This is a genomic window from Syntrophomonas erecta subsp. sporosyntropha, from assembly GCF_055395365.1.
The window spans coordinates 569,388-586,496 of sequence record NZ_AP042459.1; the positions used below are offsets into that span (position 1 = coordinate 569,388).

Below are 17,109 nucleotides of genomic sequence, written 5' to 3' on the forward strand. Positions count from 1 at the left end.
AACTTCCCCCCCAACCCGTTATTTCACCCGTATATCATCCTTAATGCTGGCAAAACGCTTTTCCCCTATCCCGCTTACATTTTTTAATTCATCGATACTATTAAAAGGCCCATTCTGAGTTCGGTAATCGATGATACGCTGGGCCAGGGCCGGGCCGATCCCCTGCAGTCGCTCCGCCATTTCCCCAGCACTGGCCGTATTAATATTTACTTTCCCATTATTGGTTGAAGAAGTAGACTGGTAGGAAAGAACATTATTCTGCTGCCAGGCGGGTATCTCTCCCGCTAACGGAACGGGTATACTTTCCTCATCCTGGAGTACCCTAGCCAGGTCCAAACCGGTTAGGTCAGCTTCCTCCTGGGGCTCCGCCTTTTCGATAGCTTCATAAACCCTGGCTCCCGAATTCATCCGGTAAACTCCCGGCTTGTTAACGGCTCCCACCACATATACTTGGATAATCTTATCCTCTTCCCGATCATTTACTTCCATATCTGTAGAAACCGGATTAACTATTAATTCCTCCTGGTTATGCTGTTCTTTATATCCTCCATACTTAGTACCCATAACAAAGGCAATCAGCACAGCCAGCACTAATCCGGCCAAAACCCGCCGATCTATTCCCATTTTTTCACCCCCTGGTCATAATTCTCCATCTTTCACCAGGTTCCTCCAATTATGTTATGGGAAGTCTTTTTTTATCACCATTGGTACCAGGATAGTAAATGACAGTACTTAACTAACTCCCGGAGTTAGTTCTTGGTATAGTTACTATAATAAATACACCACCCGTTTAAAGTCGAAAATCAATTGTTTGGCTAGTTCTTGTAAAATTAGCTATAATCGACACTTTACTTAACTGAAATCTGCTTTTTCTGGCCTTGAAACATATTAAAAATATTTTTTCAAAATCTTATCCGGCAGGTAGTTGACTTTAATCGCTAATTATCTTATAATTCTCTATGTCAATTGCAGATTAAGAAGTGACGAACCGGAGTAGTAGACAGACGTTATACAGAGAGCCATTGGTAGGTGGAAAATGGCAAAGTCAGTTGAACTCGCCGGGGAGCTTCACAGGTGAAATAGTAGCCTGTGACGGTAGAGGCCGTTATCCTTAAGTAAAGCGGACAAATGTGGGGCTATGGCGCAGTTGGGAGCGCGCTTGAATGGCATTCAAGAGGTCGTGGGTTCGAATCCCACTAGCTCCACCATTTTTGTATAATTGTCAAAAAGGGTGGTACCGCGGGAATCCTCTCGTCCCTGTATGGGAAAGAGGGTTTTTTTGTTTTCTGAAATATTGGTTTTAAGGAGGCATTAGAAACATAATGTCAGACCAGAAATATGATTTTCATTCAGTGGAAGCCCGGTGGCAGAAATATTGGGAGGAAAATAACTTCTATCAAGTCCAGGAAGATGCCGGTAAACCAAAATACTATGCCCTAGAGATGTTCCCCTACCCGTCCGGGAATCTGCATATGGGCCATGTAAGGAACTACGCTATCGGTGATGTAGTAGCCCGCTTTAAATCCATGAATGGTTATAATGTACTGCATCCGATGGGATGGGATGCTTTTGGCCTGCCGGCCGAGAATGCTGCTATCCAACACAAAACTCCCCCGGCTAAATGGACATCTAAAAATATTGAAATTATGAAAGAACAGCTTAAATCCATGGGGCTCAGCTATGACTGGAATCGGGAAATTACCACCTGTCGTCCCGATTATTATAAATTTACCCAATGGATGTTTCTAAAACTTTATGAGCATAATTTGGCTTATAAGAAGAAAGCTGCTGTAAACTGGTGTCCCTCCTGCCAGACAGTTCTAGCTAATGAACAGGTAGTAGAAGGCAGTTGTGAGCGCTGCGATAGCCAGGTGGAAAAAAAACAACTAGAGCAATGGTTTTTTAAAACTACCGCTTATGCCCAACGCCTCTTAGATGATCTCGAACTGCTACCTGGTTGGCCGGACAAAGTTAAAATAATGCAAAAGAACTGGATAGGCCGTAGTGAAGGTTGCGAATTTTCTCTGGCTATTGAAGGTCATGACGAAAAACTAACGGTGTTTACAACTCGTCCCGATACAGTCTTTGGGGTCACCTACATGGTTATGGCTCCTGAACACCCGTTGGTGGGGAAAATTTCCTCTGGTAACCCTCAGGAAACTAGTGTACGCCAGTTTGTAGAACGTATGAAGTATATAAGCGACGTAGCCCGTACTTCGGCTGAGGCAGAAAAGGAAGGGGTATTCACGGGAGCTTATGCAATAAATCCGGTTAACGATGAAAAAATCCCTATCTGGATAGCCAACTACGTACTTATGGATTATGGGACAGGAGCTATTATGGCTGTGCCCGCTCATGATCAGAGAGACTTTGAATTTGCACGTAAATATGACATACCAGTACGGATAGTTATTAAAGGTGAAGATTGCCCTGCTGATGCCTCTAAATTACAAGAAGCCTACAGTGGTGATGGAGTAATGGTTAACTCAGGAGAATTCAACGGTCTATCCGTAGAAGAATGTCAAAAACGTATAACACAGTTTTTAACCGAAAAAGGTATTGGCCAGGGAACAGTGAACTTCAGGCTGCGTGACTGGTTAATCTCTCGTCAGCGTTACTGGGGGGCCCCTATTCCCATTATTTATTGTCCAGAATGTGGAACTGTTCCTGTTCCAGAAAAAGATCTGCCCGTCATACTTCCTGAAGATGTAGAGTTTAAACCCTCTGGCGAGTCTCCCCTCAACTATGTGGAAAGTTTTTACCAGACGACTTGTCCCCAGTGTGGAGGCCCAGCCCGCCGGGAAACTGATACTATGGATACCTTTGTATGTTCATCTTGGTATTTTGACCGTTATTGCAGTCCCCATGAAACTGATATACCTTTTTCACGGCAAGCGGCCGATTACTGGATGCCGGTAGATCAATATATAGGTGGAGTAGAACATGCTATTCTGCACCTAATGTATGCACGTTTCTTAACTAAATTCCTGTACGATATTAAAATGATCGGGACACAGGAACCTTTTACTAATCTACTTACTCAGGGCATGGTCTTAAAAGACGGAGCTAAAATGTCCAAATCCAAAGGAAATGTAGTCAGCCCAGAAGAAATTCTGCGTAACTATGGTTCTGATACGGCCCGGCTGTTTATCCTTTTCGCCTCTCCCCCTGAGCGAGATCTAGAATGGAATGACCGGGGTATAGAAGGTGCCTATCGTTTTCTTAACCGGTTGTGGCGGTTAGTTAATGAACTTTCACCCATATTAGCAGGGCTAAAACTACCTGATCAGTATTTGGAGCTGGATGATAGTGCCCGTCAGCTACGTTACAAAATTCACCAGACTATCAAAAAAGTAACTGAGGATGTGGGAGATCGTTTTAATTTTAATACGGCTATTAGTGCTATTATGGAGCTTTTCAATGCCATCAGCACTTATCGCGATCAGGATGAGTTGGATCTAGCCGTATTAAAAGAGGCGGTAGATAGCCTGCTGTTATTATTAAGCCCCTTCTCCCCTCATATTACTGAAGAGTTATGGCATATTACCGGACATCAGGAAAGTGTTCACCAGCAGAACTGGCCACAATATGACCCGGACGCTTTGGTACAAGAGGAAGTAGAAATCGTTTTACAGATTAATGGTAAAGTAAGAGATCGCCTATCCGTTCCTGCCAATGCATCTGAGGACGATTTGAGACAACTTTCTTTAAAAAACGACAAGGTTCAGACTTTGACAAAAGGTCAGAAAATCATCAAAATAATAGTCGTGCCCAATAAGTTAGTAAATATTGTGGCAAAATAATTAAACTGATACCAATTTAAAATGGTATAAACTTACACCCCCGGGGGCGGGCTGAACTACCTGCTGTAATTTTGATTAGCCCCCCCCTCCCCCATGAAGTTATAAAAGTATTCTTTTATATAAAAAAAACCAGGCTTAAAACAGCCCGGTTTTTTTACTTATATATGATAAATATTTTTAAAATTCCCATGCAGGCCTAACTACAAGTTAGACTCGTCTATACTTGCATAGACCCCAACTCAACCTGCCGGGCATCACCCCACAGATTTTCTAACTCATAATAATCCCGTTCCTCCTGGCGAAATACATGAAGCAGGATGGAATTATAGTCTAGTACACACCATACACCTTCCTGGATTCCTTCTTTACGGGCAGGGATAATACCCTGTTCCTGCAATTTGTCCTCCACATGATTGATGATGCTACGAACATGAATAACGCTTCTTCCGCTGGCTATAACAAAGTAGTCGGCTATAACGGTTAGATCATGCACATCCAGAATAGAAACCTCCTCGGCCTTTTCTTCCAGACAAGCCTCAGCTACTAACCGCGCCAGTTTTTCCTCGTTGTTCAACAGCCACCCTCCTTGCTTATAATTATCTTGTTCTTTAACTCATGGCTCCATTCACCTTTTTTACACATATCCTATTATTCTCCTCCATGCACCGACACCAAAAAATGGTTACGGGCATCTACAGTCCGGGGATGAATTATCCGGTTCTGGTAGATACAATATTTAATGGTTGAATCCAGACCAAAAAGCATCCCTTGATCCAGATCTCTCATAGCCAAACACTTAAGGCGCTCCAGACCTGGGTAATCCCGGCCCGGTTCTATCATATCCGCCAAATAGATTATCTTATCCAGAGCATTCATATGAGTTGAACCCAGAGTATGACAAGCTATAGCCTGTAAAGTTTCCGGGTCAGTAATAGCAAAATCCTTTTTTACCAGCAGTGCCCCCACCGGAGCATGCAAAAGGTCAGGTAATCTGTAATCAACCGGATCCACTTCCAGTTTAGTATCCAAAGCCAGATTAAGCAGATCCTGGCCGGAAATACCTTTGGCATAGTCATGTACTAAACCAGTTATATAGGCTTTTTTTTCATCAACCCCAAATTTCTTTGCCATATCCCGGGCCACCCTGGCTACCTGTAAGGAATGTTCAAAACGCTTTTTGCTCAACCGCCGGCTTAATACTTCCAGAAGATATTTTTCTTCAATCATTACATCGCCTCGTTATACAGTTTCTGCCTATATATATAGGACTCCACACAGGCAGGAAGAAGATACCGAATCGGTTCACCCCTATTAACCCGCCTCCTTATATCTGTGGAGGATATTTGTAAACCCGGAATCTCCGTGAAAAAAGCGTTTTCCCAAAAAGCTGCCGGAACATTCGCCAGAGCTGGATCAAATCGCTCTATCTTATAACCGGGACGAGTAACCACGATAAAGACACAGCTTTTGCTAAGCCGGTTGATGTCTTTCCAGGTTGGAAGTATAAAAAGAGAATCCACTCCCATAATAAAATAAAGTTTATATCCCGGGTAAATAGATTTAAAGGTATCGATAGTATCAATAGTATAAGAGCGTCCCTTTCGTTCCAATTCCAGGCGGGATACCTCAAAAGAAGGGTTATCTTCCACCGCCATTTTCACCATTTCATAGCGATGCTCCGGCCAAGATACCAAATCAAGATTTTTATGGGGTGGCCGCGCCGCAGGCACAAAAACAACCCGGTCAAGGTTGAATCTATGCCGGGCACCCTCTGCTGCTACCAAGTGTCCGTAATGAATGGGATCAAAAGTCCCCCCTATAATACCTAATCTATTTTCATTCATTATCATGCCCCCGCCTAACACTACCAACTAATTAAAGTCCTGTGACGGCGGGACTATTTTGCCCCGCCGTATAGGACTTATAAAATCCCAGGACTCCTTGCCATAAATAATACCGGGAAGAGGTAAAAAATGCAAACTTTCACCATTCTATACGGGATTTAAACAATCTTTATTAAAATATGTCTCAATTAACGGAAAATAGCCCGCCGTTATAGCCCTTCCCCCCCCTTAGCAAAAACCGTATAATATTACTGATTACTATTTTAGGGAGTTATAACGTGTATAAGGATGTCGTACTTATTTTTTACAACCGGGGCCTGCGCAGCTACATCGAAGTAGACCTATGCGCTCAGTGTCCACGGCAAGATGATAAAGGCTGCTGTGGATACTATTCACCTATTTTCTATCCTGCGGATTTCGCTTATCTGTTACAAAATTGTCCTGAACTGTTAACAGAAATCCTGAAGTTACCTAATACTACTATTCTGGATGCTTCTATTACGATTAATAACACTATCGATGGTAATAGCTATCACTGCTATTTTCACCGTAAAGAAGGCGGATGTCGTTTGCCTCAGATGCTGAGGGAGTCCATTTGCCGTCATTTCGTATGTCCAGGGATAGGCTGGGAAAAACGGCCTAAACTGAAAGAATGGAAGATTTTTTTTGAAAAACTGGCGGATTATGAAATTGAACTTAATAACTACATCGCCGATTGCTTGGCTGAGGAAGGGCTTAGCTTAAGAAACCCATCCCAGCACCCCGTTTTATTTAAGAGATTAATGGAAATCTTCCAGCAACAAACCCTGGTATTACCTGATTTTTTCTTCAGTGTTCCCCCCCAGGATAAAGTTACTATAACCTGCGAAATTCACTATAAGGATGAATGGCCCTTATAACCGCTTCTTAGTCTTGTCTTAAAAATTGAGAGAGGATGGATGGAATGAACTGGAATGCTAACAGTAGTATTTTAAACAATGTACTGGAGGCCATTGGACGAACTCCTATGATTCGAATAAACCACCTGTATGCTCAGGTACAGCCGGAGATATGTGTAAAAATGGAATTTACTAATCCTAGTGGAAGCCTCAAAGATCGGGTAGTTTTTACTATAGTTGAAGAGGCGGAACAAAGAGGAGAATTAAAACCTGGCATGATTTTATTGGAAGGAACCACCGGTAATACAGGAATAGCCGCGGCTATGGTCGGGGCCGCCAAAGGTTACCGGGTCATGATTGTTATGCCTCAGGGTATGAGTGAAGAACGCAAGAAAACCATCCAGGCTTATGGAGCAGAACTGGTACTAACTCCGGGGGCGGAAACTGATGTAGATCTGGTGCTGGAGGAAGTTGAACGTATTAAAGAACGCTACGGTACTCAAATCTTTGAAATTGGTCAATTCTATCGGGAGGATAATCTTAAAGCCCACATCGATACCACTGCCCCAGAAATATGGGAACAAACCGGGGGAAAGATAGATGCCCTTATTATGTGCCAGGGTACTGGCGGTACAGTTACTGGCACGGCTCGTTTTCTTAAGGAAAAGAATCCTAATATCAAGATATTTATCTCTGAACCTTTAGAATCACCTATATTATCAAAAGGGCGTATCGGTCAACACCGTATCCAGGGAATTGCGGATGGTCTTATTCCTGAAATATTAGACCTTAAATATGCGGATGGTATCGTATTAGTTAGTTCTGAGGAGGCTATGGAAACGGCACGCCAAATGGCCCGCCAGGAAGGTATCTTCTGTGGACCTTCCTCCGGTTGCAATGTAGCCGCCGCCCTTAAAGTAGCCCAAAAACATCCCCAGTTAGGACGGATTGTAACTATAGTCAATGATAACGGCCTGCGCTATCTTTCTACTGAGCTGTGCGGGACCATCCAGAAGCGAGAGCTCTTAGAGCGTGAATACCAGCTAAGCCCAGCTGATCAAGAGAAACTATCCCATTACCAATTCGAAATCATTGAGTAACAGCTTATTCCTGAAAAACCGGTGGTTGACTAGTTTCGGTATCTATTTATTCATAATGAAAATTTCCACGTAAAGGACTATAAAAGGGGAGCTGTTCTAGCTCCCCTTTTATGTTTTGGGATATTATTCTCTAACCTGCCCATCACCATAAATAATAAACTTAGTGGTAGTAAGCTCTGGTAAACCCATAGGTCCACGGGCATGAAGTTTTTGCGTACTGATACCAATTTCAGCACCGAATCCAAATTCATTTCCATCAGTAAATCGAGTCGATGCATTAGCGTAAACGGCAGCCGCATCTACTGACGATATAAAGCGGCGCGCATGGGAGTAATTTTCAGTGATAATAGCCTCACTATGGCCGGTACCATGCTGGTTAATATGATCTATAGCTTCAGACAAGCTGCTAACAACCTTGACGGCCAGAATAAGATCCAGGTATTCTTCATCCCAGTCTTCTTCCCGGACAGGAATAATCCCCGCTACTATTTCCTGGGTACGGGAACAGCCCCGCACTTCTACACCGGCTTTTTGCAGTTGTTCAATCATAATCGGTAAAAATTGGTCCGCCACCTTCTCATGAACCAGTAAGGTCTCAGCAGCATTACAAACTGAAGGGCGCTGTACTTTAGCATTAAATACTATGGGTTGGGCTTTTTTTAGGTCAGCATATTCATCTACATAAACATGACAATTACCCATTCCGGTCATAATTACCGAAACACTGGCATTTTCCATGACAGCTTGTTTTAAGCCCTTCCCGCCGCGTGGTATAAGCACATCCAGATAATCATGCATTTTCATCATAATCACCGCGGCTTCCCGATCATCGCTATCAACTAACTGTATAGATCCTGCTGGTAAACCGGCCTCCTCACCTGCCCGGGCAATAACCCTGGCAATAATGCGGTTGGAATTGAGGGCTTCTTCCCCTCCACGTAATAATATGGCATTACCAGCTTTGACACATAAAGCAGCCGCATCAGCAGTTACATTAGGACGCGATTCATAAATAATTCCGATTACCCCAATAGGCGTTCTAACTCTGCCGACTTCCAGACCATTAGGTCGTTTGTTTATGCCTAACACCTGTCCTACCGGATCAGGTAAAGCCGCAATTTCCCTTAACCCCTGAGCCATATCCTTAATACGCCCTTCAGTCAGGGTGAGCCGTTCTAAAAGAGCTGCAGTTAAACCCTTATCTTGGCCCAGTTTTAGATCTATTTGATTGGCAGCCAGAATATTTTGGGATTCCTTTTCCAGGGCAGCAGCCATAGCATAGAGCGCATTATCTTTAATGCTAGTCGGCGTAATCGCCAGCAGGCGGGAAGCCTGTCGGGCCTTTTTACCCTGCTCATAAAGAATATTCTGTAAACTATCCCCCATTTCGGTTACCTCCTTAATTATTGGATTATCAGACCTTAAACATTTTCCACCCATAGATTATTGCGATGGATAACCTCATCGTAATCCTTATCACCTAAAATTTCTTCTATTTCACTGCTTTTTCTACCCGTAATTTTACTAATTTCTTCCCCGCTGTAATTCACTATACCCCGGGCAATCTCCTCCCCAGACTGGTTTATAACTGCTACCATCATACCTCGCTCAAATTCCCCGCGCACCCCCACCACTCCAGAGGGTAGCAGGCTTTTCCCGCGTTTAATCAAGGCATTTTGTGCCCCGGCATCTACTACTATCTCCCCCTGCACTACCGAACCAAAGGCAATCCACTTTTTCCGAGCATGCATTTTTTCCTCCCGGGGTATAAAAAGTGTCCCCAACTCTTCCCCGGAAATTATGCGCCGGATTACGCTCTCCTGCTGGCTATTAGCAATCACCACGGGAATACCTGAAGCCATACACATTCTGGCAGCACGCAGTTTAGTATACATACCTCCACTGGAGAAACTGCTACCCCGGGAGTGCGAATTATCCTCTATTTCAGTAGTTATTTCCTTAACCTCGGTTAGCAACCTGGCGGTAGGATGTAAGCGCGGGTCACAATCATAAAGGCCATCAACATCGGATAGAATAATTAATAGATCAGCATCTACCACTGCCGCTACCAATGCCGATAAAGTATCATTGTCACCAAATTTTATTTCCTCAACTACTACCGTATCGTTTTCGTTAATAATAGGAATAACTTTCATATTGAGCATTGCTAAAAGAGCATTGGTAGCATTTAAATAACGAATCCTCTCATCAAAATCACCCCGGGTGATCAATACCTGTCCTACTGTTTTACCATACTCGGCAAAAAGTTTTTCATATAGATGAAGCAAAGCCCCCTGCCCAATAGCAGCCAAGGCTTGTTTCTCCGGCATAGTACGAGGTTTACTTTTATAACCCATGCGCATAGCACCTACACCTATTGCGCCTGAGCTGACTACCACCACCTCTTTATCCCCATTATGAAGGTCAGCAATCTCCCTTACCAGGTGTTCAATTCTTCTTAAATTAAGCTGACCATTAGGGTAAGTAAGAGTACTGGTACCGATTTTAATAACCACCCGATTACATTCCGCTAACTTCTTACGGTAATTCATTGTATTCCCCTTAAGTTTTACTCACTATAATCAAATTCAAGTTCCATTATACGTACGGTATCTCCAGGTTTAATCCCTTTTTTGCGCAGAGCTTCTTCCAGCCCCATCTTTTGGACGATATGCTGAAAGCGGCGCACACCGTCTTCGGTACCGAAGTTGGTCATCGCTACCAGCTTTTCTATCCTTTTACCCTTTACTTCATAAACCCCTGCCACCATCTCAATCGAAAAAGGCTCTTCTTCCTCTTCAAAACGATGAATAACTGGTTCTTCGCCCTGAATAAACGTTTCCCTGGGTAAAGTAGATAAAATCTGGTAAGTCTTTTGGATCAGGTGATCTACTCCCTGACTAGTAACAGCCGATATGGGGTATACCTTGTCCCCAAATTCACTCTGCAATTTAGGCAGATTATCCTCTGCCCCAGGTATGTCCATTTTATTAGCCACAATTAAATAGGGTCGCAAAGCTAAGTCAGGATTGAAATTTTCCAGTTCCCGGCGTAGGATATGATAATCCTCCCGGCAATCTCTTCCCTCAGTTTCGGCAACATCCAGGACAAAAAGCAGTACCCGGGTACGTTCGATATGCCGCAGGAAATCATGTCCCAGACCAGATCCCAAATGGGCTCCTTCAATGAGCCCAGGTATATCTGCCACCACAAAAGAATCATGTGCCGGGGTAACCACCACACCTAGATTAGGGACTAAAGTTGTAAAAGGGTAATCAGCTATTTTAGGTCGGGCCGCTGAAATGCGTGAAATAAAGGTAGATTTGCCGGCATTAGGGAAACCTACCAAGCCTACATCAGCCAGAAGTTTAAGCTCCAGACGAACCCAGCGTTCCTCACCAGGTTCACCATTTTCTGATATACTTGGTGCCCGGTTGCGGGCTGTGGAGAAGCGGGCATTTCCCCGTCCTCCCCGTCCCCCCCTGGCTACAATAACTTGTTGGCCTGACTCAACCAGGTCGGCTAGAACCTCCCCATTATCATCATCTTTAATTACTGTTCCTACCGGGACTTTAACTAGCAGATCTTCCCCGCCGGCCCCATGCATGTTTTTTCCCTGTCCATGCTGGCCCCGCGGTGCTTTAAAATGCCGGTTATACCTAAAATCCATCAGGGTATTTAACCCTTCATCAGCAACAAAAATTACATTACCGCCCCGCCCACCGTCTCCTCCGGCGGGCCCTCCCATAGGAACATATTTTTCACGTCGGAAGGCAACAATTCCATTACCCCCGTCACCTCCGCGTACAAATATCCTGGCATGGTCAACAAACAAATATTATCACTCCTTGACCTCGATGGTTACCGGGCTATTTTTAAGCTGGTCGCTTTCAATCAGGATAATGAAGTTTCCATTATCCTGTTCATTAATATCCAGGAAAAAAACCGGATTATCTCTCCAGGAAACTTCTTTACTTAACCGGGCAATGCTTTTATACGGTTCCTGATATTTTTCCAGAAGTTGAACTGATGCGACCTTGAGCCTATTATATCTTAGTATAACTCCCAATTCATTGACTAATAAGTTCAGTTCATAAAAAAAGAGGGCTGGTTCCGCCGGACAAGTCTCAAAAATCTTCCTCTCCTCGGCCAATTCAGCTATTAGCGAAATAATATACTCCCGGGCATCTTCATAACGTTCCAGTTCCATATAGCCACTGATAACCTGCAGGTGGTTACCAAAGTCATGCCGTATCAATCTTAATAAACCGAGTATTTTTTCGTTTGTCAAACTAATCCCCCCCCGGTAGCCATTACCTTATAATAGCAAAAACCCCTGAAAAACTCCAGGGGTCTTAAAGCCGTCCATATAGCGTATTTTATAGGCTGTAATTACATCCCGGCTGACTCTTCCAGCGGGTATACACTAACCTGTTTTCTATCTCTGCCTTTTCTTTCATATTTAACCCGACCATCAACTACCGCAAATAAAGTATCATCTCCGCCGATCATTACCCCGTTACCAGGATGTATTCTGGTCCCTCTTTGCCTTACCAAAATATTGCCGGCCCGTACGATTTGACCATCATATCTTTTAACACCCAAGCGCTTGGATTCACTATCTCTTCCGTTTTTAGAACTTCCCACACCTTTTTTATGAGCAAAAAGTTGTAAATCAAATTTGAACATTATTAACACCTCCTGATATCAATCTGGATAAAATCACGATAAGCTTCTTGCATGGAAAGCAGGCCTGCTTCCATGGTTGATAATATTATCCGGGCTTTTTCTTCCGCTTCGGGGGATAGGGAAGGTGGTAACTTACACTTAATGCTACCCTTTTCTATATCATAGGCCGGTTTAATGGGAAGGTGTCTTATTAAACCCAGTAAAGCTGTCTGGGTTACTGCTGAAACACCGGCACAACAAATATCCTCCCCCTCGGGACCGTAGTCGGCATGGCCCTCCACTATAAACGACTCAATATCCCCATTCCGGTATTGTATCGTTACCCTGATCATCCCTCTATTTTTTGCACTCTAATGCGGGTAAACGGCTGGCGATGACCATACTTACGACGATATTTTTTTCTCTTTTTGTACTTAAAAACAATAATTTTCTTGTTTTTACCCTGTTCGAGCACCTCAGCAGTTACCCGGGCATTACTCAATACAGGATCACCCACCCGTACTCCATTTTCATCAGCAATCATAAGAACCTGATCAAGAGTAACGGTTTCACCTGGTTGAACATCAAGTTTTTCAACTTTTAATACGGATCCTTCGTTGACTTTGTACTGTTTACCTCCGGTTTTTATAACCGCATACATTATATAACACCTCACATTTCTTAGACTCGCCGATTTCCAGGTAGACCCTATAAAGGGACATTTTCGAACCCAAACCGTGCGGTTGCAAAAACGTGCAACACTAATAAAATATAGCATATCAAAGTGGTTAAATCAAGAATAGATGAAGCATATCTAATAGTCTATTTCAGCTGTGGATATATTATATAAACCAGACGCTAATTGAGGATTAGCGACTAGTTTTATCTCCTTTCCGGTCCTCTTTCTTATATATTCCAGATTTTTCGTATCATCTTTTATATGCTGTAATACTTCGGGATGGGCTTCACAAATAATAATGGGGTTCTCAACATAGCCCATATTGGCTAGTTTACGCTTAATCTCACAGCCCATAGCAAACATATTTAAAGTTCTACCCCGCCCGTTACAAGTTGGGCATTCATCCGTAAAGAATTCAGAAATACCATAGCGGGATTTCTTACGGGTCATTTCTAAAAAACCCAGCCCAGTCATACCGATAATACGCGTATGAGCTTTATCCTTTTCTAGCTCACTTTTTAAAGTGTTAATCACCTGCTCCTCATTTTCTTTATCTTTCATATCTATAAAATCAATGAGAATAATACCGCCTATACTGCGCAGGCGAAGCTGACGTGGTATCTCTACAGCTGCTTCCAGGTTGAGACGGAAAATAGTTTCTTCAAAGTTATCCTTACCGGTAAATTTACCGCTATTTACATCAATAACTGTCATAGCTTCCGTCTGATCAAAAATTAAATAGCCACCATTTCTAAGCCATACTTTGCGCCGCAAGGCCCGCCGGATGTCTTTTTCCAGACCATTTTTTTCAAAAAGGTCTCCTCCCTCAAAATGTACGGCAAAATGAACATTAGTCTTTTTAGTACTTATGTAGTTTTCAATCTTTTCCTTCAGTTTTAAATTATTAATGATCACTTGTTTGATGTCCGCATCTAGATAGTCGCGCAAAGTCCTTTCCAGAACATCGATATCCTCATATATGAGCATAGGTGCTCTGCCATTCTGGTAGCGTTCTTTAACCTCTCCCCATACCTTTAATAGATCCTGAAGTTCCTGCAGGATCTCGCTATCTTCAGCATCCAGACAGGCGGTACGCAGAATAATACCTACCTGCTCGGGTTTATTTTTTTCCATAAGTTTACGCAGGTACTCACGCCGGCCATCCCCGGTAATTTTACGAGATATTGATACTTCAGTCTGGAAAGGGAACAAAACCAAAAAATGCCCGGGAATAGTTATGTCACCGGTAACCCGGGCTCCCTTTTCAGAAAAGGCCTCTTTTTTCACCTGTACCAGAATGTCCTGACCACTTTTGACCAGATCATATATATTGCCTCCCCTTCTGGCTCCCGGCTGAATAATATCCCCGGCATATAAAAATGCATTTTTGGACATACCAATATCAACAAAAGCACAGGACAATCCTGGAATTATGTCTTTAACTTTTCCTTTATATATATTACCTACGTTTTCATCCTGGTCAGCCCAGAACACCTCTGCCAGCCGACCCCCTTCAACTATAGCCACCCTGGACTCCCAGGGATATACTTCGGCAATGATTTCTCTTGCCATCTACCTCACCCTTTCAAGAGGCGAATAGAAATGTTCATTTATACGGATATAATTTCCCTGTCTATAAATATCCATGATATCATTCTGTTCAACACCTGTTTTTAACATCAAGTCCAGCAATTCGTCATAACGTACATTAACTGGTTCACCGCTGCTTACCCAGAAATTAACCTGTGCCATATGGCCGGAATTAGTAATATCTATTTTATAAATACCATCCCTGAGATCTTTGTCAATGCCCTTTTTCTTGCCCCGGCTTTTAACCACCAGGGAGGAAGCTGATAAAAATCGATCTGCCATCGCTTCCAGGTGAGTCTGGCCTTCTTTCACCATAAAAGCATAAGCCGCTGAATTAATCTTTTTCATTAATGAGGGAGTATCAGCAGGAATCTCCTGGCATGCTTTAATAACTATAGCAGGAGGTAAAACCTTATTTAAAGACTCCCTAAAATTAGTGGTTAAATAATCCTCTTTTAGTTCTAGATCAAAATATTCCCTCTGCCCCCACAAGCCCACCGGGAGGACGGTACCCATAGAAATCCTGATATGGGGATTAAACCCCTCGCTTAAAGCAAAAGGGATTTCTGCCCGGCGCAAAGCTCGCTCCATTAACCGTAGCACATCCAGATTGGAAAGAAACTTAAGCTCCGGCCCCAGGCTATATTCTGTCCTTATACGCATGCTATTGTTCCTCCCGAATATCCAGGTCTACTTCAAAGCTCGGGCATATACCACAACTATTACACTGGTCCTGACGACAATCAGCCGTAGTTTCTCCCGACAGGGCTTTTTCGTTTTCCCGCCGCAAAAAAGCTTTGGTAACACCAGTATTTATAAAATCCCAAGGCAACAACTCCTCATAAGAACGTTCCCGGGTATAATCATCTACATTAATCCCGCATTCCTTAAAAGCCTGCTGCCATAGATCAAACCGAAAATATTCCGACCAGCCATCAAACTTACAACCTAATTCCCAGGCACGGTATATAGCCCCAGATAGGCGACGGTCTCCCCGGGCGATAACCCCCTCTAAATAGCTGGTTTCACTATCATGAAAGCTCAACTTAATATGTTTCTTACGGCGGCCAGTCATGTAGCGAATTTTTTCCCGTAATTCATCAATAGTATTCTGCCGCTGCCATTGAAAAGGGGTGTGAGCCTTAGGAACAAAACAAGCCATACTAGCCCTGATTTCAACCGGTCGCCTGGAATAGCGATTGCCTATTTTCTTAACCTGCTCCAGCAGGTCAAGAATACCATCCAGGTCTTCAAAAGTTTCGGTCGGTAAGCCAATCATAAAATAAAGTTTTACTGAAAGCCACCCTGATTTAAAAGCAGCCTCTACAGCTTTAAATAACTGCTCTGAATTAATATTCTTATTAATTACATCTCTTAACCTCTGAGTTCCTGCCTCTGGAGCCAGGGTAAGAGTAGTCTTACGAACCTTTTGTACCTCATTGGCCAGGTCAATAGAAAATGCATCTACCCTTAGCGAAGGTAGAGCTACCCCGATTCCCTTTTCACCATAATCGGCAACTAAATCCCTGACCAGAGTATTCACTCCTGAATAATCCAGGGTACTTAACGAAGCTAATGAAATCTCTTCATAGCCAGTATTCTTAAGCTGAGCATCAGCTTGTTTTTTCAGAGTAGCAATACTTTTCTCTCGCACCGGACGATATACTATACCGGCATGACAGAAGCGGCACCCCCTTTGACACCCGCGCATAACTTCCAAAACGGCCCGATCATGAACTACCTGCATATAAGGGACAATAGGCCGTGAAGGGAAATAAGCCTGGTCAAGGTCTTTGAGCACCCTTTTACGAACACTAACCGGAATTTCCGGGACATCAGGAAGCATCGATTTAATTAAACCCTTATCATCATAGTTTGCCGAATAAAGAGCCGGTACATAAATACCAGGTATATTAGCTATCAGCCGTAAACGCTCCTCCCGGGGTTTATCCCGGTTACTATCCCAGCAATCTAAAAATTCAGGTAAAACTTCTTCCCCATCTCCAATAAAAAAAGCATCAATAAACTCAGCAAACGGCTCTGGATTAAAAGTTACCGGTCCACCAGCAATAACCAGAGGATGAGTGGAATCTCGTTCCTGTGAACGTAATGGTATTCGGGCTAAATCCAGCATATTAAGCACATTGGTAATGGAAAGCTCATACTGCAATGAAAATCCAACCACATCAAAATCAGCCCAAGGCCGAAAAGACTCTAAGGCAAAAAGGGATATCTTCTCTTCCCTCATTATTTGTTCCATATCCGGCCAGGGAGCAAAAGTACGCTCCATTAAGTGAGGAGTTTGCTCATTAACAAGGCCATAGAGAATCTTTCCCCCTATATGAGACATGCCTACCTCATACACATCAGGAAACGCAAAAACCATTTTAACCCGGCTCTTTTCCCAGTCCTTATGGATAACATTAAGTTCATTACCAGTATAGCGGGCTGGCTTAGCTACCCGGGGTAGAATATGGCGGAACAGCCTGTCCTTCATGTAAATGCCTCCTGCTTCTAAGTACGAGAATATTATGGAGTAATTTAAAT

17 protein-coding genes, 1 tRNA gene and 1 other annotated feature are annotated in these 17,109 nt (G+C 43.3%); of the genes, 4 read left to right on the forward strand and 14 right to left on the reverse strand.

The genetic code is table 11. The features are described from left to right. Positions 1 to 18: 18 nt before the first annotated feature. Positions 19 to 624 carry a helix-hairpin-helix domain-containing protein gene (locus ACZ5Q0_RS02590; protein WP_446819570.1) on the reverse strand — a complete coding sequence of 202 codons (606 nt, stop codon included), beginning with the start codon at positions 622 to 624 and terminating at the stop codon, positions 19 to 21. A gap of 508 nt (positions 625 to 1,132) precedes the next feature. On the opposite strand from ACZ5Q0_RS02590, the gene ACZ5Q0_RS02595 reads away from it, so the two are divergent. Then, positions 1,133 to 1,208, forward strand: a tRNA-Ala gene (locus ACZ5Q0_RS02595). Between the two features lie 114 nt (positions 1,209 to 1,322). Beyond that, positions 1,323 to 3,803, forward strand: a complete 2,481-nt coding sequence (gene leuS, locus ACZ5Q0_RS02600; RefSeq protein WP_446819569.1) for a leucine--tRNA ligase — start codon at positions 1,323 to 1,325, stop codon at positions 3,801 to 3,803. 217 nt (positions 3,804 to 4,020) lie between these two features. Here the strand turns inward: leuS and rsfS are convergent, their stop codons facing one another. The 3 genes from rsfS to nadD form a co-directional block, all read right to left on the reverse strand. Next, positions 4,021 to 4,377, reverse strand: a complete 357-nt coding sequence (gene rsfS, locus ACZ5Q0_RS02605) for a ribosome silencing factor (RefSeq protein WP_446819568.1) — start codon at positions 4,375 to 4,377, stop codon at positions 4,021 to 4,023. Between the two features lie 74 nt (positions 4,378 to 4,451). Beyond that, entirely contained in the window at positions 4,452 to 5,030 is a 579-nt protein-coding gene (yqeK, locus tag ACZ5Q0_RS02610; RefSeq protein ID WP_446819566.1) for a bis(5'-nucleosyl)-tetraphosphatase (symmetrical) YqeK, read from the reverse strand. Then, positions 5,030 to 5,647 carry a nicotinate-nucleotide adenylyltransferase gene (nadD, locus tag ACZ5Q0_RS02615; protein ID WP_446819565.1) on the reverse strand — a complete coding sequence of 206 codons (618 nt, stop codon included), beginning with the start codon at positions 5,645 to 5,647 and terminating at the stop codon, positions 5,030 to 5,032. The genes yqeK and nadD overlap by 1 nt, the downstream gene beginning before the upstream one ends. Before the next feature lie 278 nt (positions 5,648 to 5,925). Between nadD and ACZ5Q0_RS02620 the strand changes: the two genes are divergently transcribed. Then, positions 5,926 to 6,546: a hypothetical protein gene (locus ACZ5Q0_RS02620; protein WP_446819564.1), complete on the forward strand. Its 621-nt coding sequence runs from the start codon at positions 5,926 to 5,928 to the stop codon at positions 6,544 to 6,546. Between the two features lie 44 nt (positions 6,547 to 6,590). Then, positions 6,591 to 7,625 (forward strand): cysteine synthase A, encoded by a 1,035-nt coding sequence (gene cysK / locus ACZ5Q0_RS02625; RefSeq protein ID WP_446819563.1) that lies wholly within the window; start codon positions 6,591 to 6,593, stop codon positions 7,623 to 7,625. 123 nt (positions 7,626 to 7,748) lie between these two features. Here the strand turns inward: cysK and ACZ5Q0_RS02630 are convergent, their stop codons facing one another. The 10 genes from ACZ5Q0_RS02630 to ACZ5Q0_RS02675 form a co-directional block, all read right to left on the reverse strand. Next, positions 7,749 to 9,011 carry a glutamate-5-semialdehyde dehydrogenase gene (locus ACZ5Q0_RS02630; protein WP_446819562.1) on the reverse strand — a complete coding sequence of 421 codons (1,263 nt, stop codon included), beginning with the start codon at positions 9,009 to 9,011 and terminating at the stop codon, positions 7,749 to 7,751. Positions 9,012 to 9,046: 35 nt separating this feature from the next. Continuing rightward, positions 9,047 to 10,177 carry a glutamate 5-kinase gene (gene proB, locus ACZ5Q0_RS02635; protein ID WP_446819561.1) on the reverse strand — a complete coding sequence of 377 codons (1,131 nt, stop codon included), beginning with the start codon at positions 10,175 to 10,177 and terminating at the stop codon, positions 9,047 to 9,049. Between the two features lie 17 nt (positions 10,178 to 10,194). Further along, positions 10,195 to 11,460 carry a GTPase ObgE gene (gene obgE, locus ACZ5Q0_RS02640; protein WP_446819560.1) on the reverse strand — a complete coding sequence of 422 codons (1,266 nt, stop codon included), beginning with the start codon at positions 11,458 to 11,460 and terminating at the stop codon, positions 10,195 to 10,197. Between the two features lie 6 nt (positions 11,461 to 11,466). Continuing rightward, positions 11,467 to 11,916, reverse strand: coding sequence for a Spo0B domain-containing protein (locus ACZ5Q0_RS02645; RefSeq protein ID WP_446819558.1), 450 nt, complete (start codon positions 11,914 to 11,916; stop codon positions 11,467 to 11,469). Positions 11,917 to 12,017: 101 nt separating this feature from the next. Then, positions 12,018 to 12,314: a 50S ribosomal protein L27 gene (gene rpmA / locus ACZ5Q0_RS02650; RefSeq protein ID WP_446819557.1), complete on the reverse strand. Its 297-nt coding sequence runs from the start codon at positions 12,312 to 12,314 to the stop codon at positions 12,018 to 12,020. A gap of 2 nt (positions 12,315 to 12,316) precedes the next feature. Then, on the reverse strand, positions 12,317 to 12,646 hold the full coding sequence (locus ACZ5Q0_RS02655; protein WP_446819555.1) for a ribosomal-processing cysteine protease Prp: 330 nt from the start codon (positions 12,644 to 12,646) through the stop codon (positions 12,317 to 12,319). After that, entirely contained in the window at positions 12,643 to 12,954 is a 312-nt protein-coding gene (rplU, locus tag ACZ5Q0_RS02660) for a 50S ribosomal protein L21 (protein WP_446819554.1), read from the reverse strand. The genes ACZ5Q0_RS02655 and rplU overlap by 4 nt, the downstream gene beginning before the upstream one ends. 12 nt (positions 12,955 to 12,966) lie before the next feature. Further along, positions 12,967 to 13,048: a sequence feature (ribosomal protein L21 leader region), on the reverse strand. 59 nt (positions 13,049 to 13,107) lie between these two features. Continuing rightward, positions 13,108 to 14,544: an Rne/Rng family ribonuclease gene (locus tag ACZ5Q0_RS02665; protein ID WP_446819552.1), complete on the reverse strand. Its 1,437-nt coding sequence runs from the start codon at positions 14,542 to 14,544 to the stop codon at positions 13,108 to 13,110. After that, positions 14,545 to 15,225, reverse strand: coding sequence for a TIGR03936 family radical SAM-associated protein (locus ACZ5Q0_RS02670; protein WP_446819551.1), 681 nt, complete (start codon positions 15,223 to 15,225; stop codon positions 14,545 to 14,547). It lies immediately after the preceding gene. Position 15,226: 1 nt separating this feature from the next. Continuing rightward, positions 15,227 to 17,059 (reverse strand): TIGR03960 family B12-binding radical SAM protein, encoded by a 1,833-nt coding sequence (locus ACZ5Q0_RS02675; protein ID WP_446819550.1) that lies wholly within the window; start codon positions 17,057 to 17,059, stop codon positions 15,227 to 15,229. Between the last annotated feature and the right edge of the window lie 50 nt (positions 17,060 to 17,109).

Bases quoted from the DNA above. Each gene is read 5' to 3' on its own strand.
- ACZ5Q0_RS02590 (WP_446819570.1), bottom strand. From the start codon at position 624: ATGGGAATAGATCGGCGGGTTTTGGCCGGATTAGTGCTGGCTGTGCTG.
- leuS (WP_446819569.1), top strand. From the start codon at position 1,323: ATGTCAGACCAGAAATATGATTTTCATTCAGTGGAAGCCCGGTGGCAG.
- yqeK (WP_446819566.1), bottom strand. From the start codon at position 5,030: ATGATTGAAGAAAAATATCTTCTGGAAGTATTAAGCCGGCGGTTGAGC.
- nadD (WP_446819565.1), bottom strand. From the start codon at position 5,647: ATGAATGAAAATAGATTAGGTATTATAGGGGGGACTTTTGATCCCATT.
- cysK (WP_446819563.1), top strand. From the start codon at position 6,591: ATGAACTGGAATGCTAACAGTAGTATTTTAAACAATGTACTGGAGGCC.
- ACZ5Q0_RS02630 (WP_446819562.1), bottom strand. From the start codon at position 9,011: ATGGGGGATAGTTTACAGAATATTCTTTATGAGCAGGGTAAAAAGGCC.
- proB (WP_446819561.1), bottom strand. From the start codon at position 10,177: ATGAATTACCGTAAGAAGTTAGCGGAATGTAATCGGGTGGTTATTAAA.
- rpmA (WP_446819557.1), bottom strand. From the start codon at position 12,314: ATGTTCAAATTTGATTTACAACTTTTTGCTCATAAAAAAGGTGTGGGA.
- ACZ5Q0_RS02655 (WP_446819555.1), bottom strand. From the start codon at position 12,646: ATGATCAGGGTAACGATACAATACCGGAATGGGGATATTGAGTCGTTT.
- rplU (WP_446819554.1), bottom strand. From the start codon at position 12,954: ATGTATGCGGTTATAAAAACCGGAGGTAAACAGTACAAAGTCAACGAA.
- ACZ5Q0_RS02665 (WP_446819552.1), bottom strand. From the start codon at position 14,544: ATGGCAAGAGAAATCATTGCCGAAGTATATCCCTGGGAGTCCAGGGTG.
- ACZ5Q0_RS02670 (WP_446819551.1), bottom strand. From the start codon at position 15,225: ATGCGTATAAGGACAGAATATAGCCTGGGGCCGGAGCTTAAGTTTCTT.
- ACZ5Q0_RS02675 (WP_446819550.1), bottom strand. From the start codon at position 17,059: ATGAAGGACAGGCTGTTCCGCCATATTCTACCCCGGGTAGCTAAGCCA.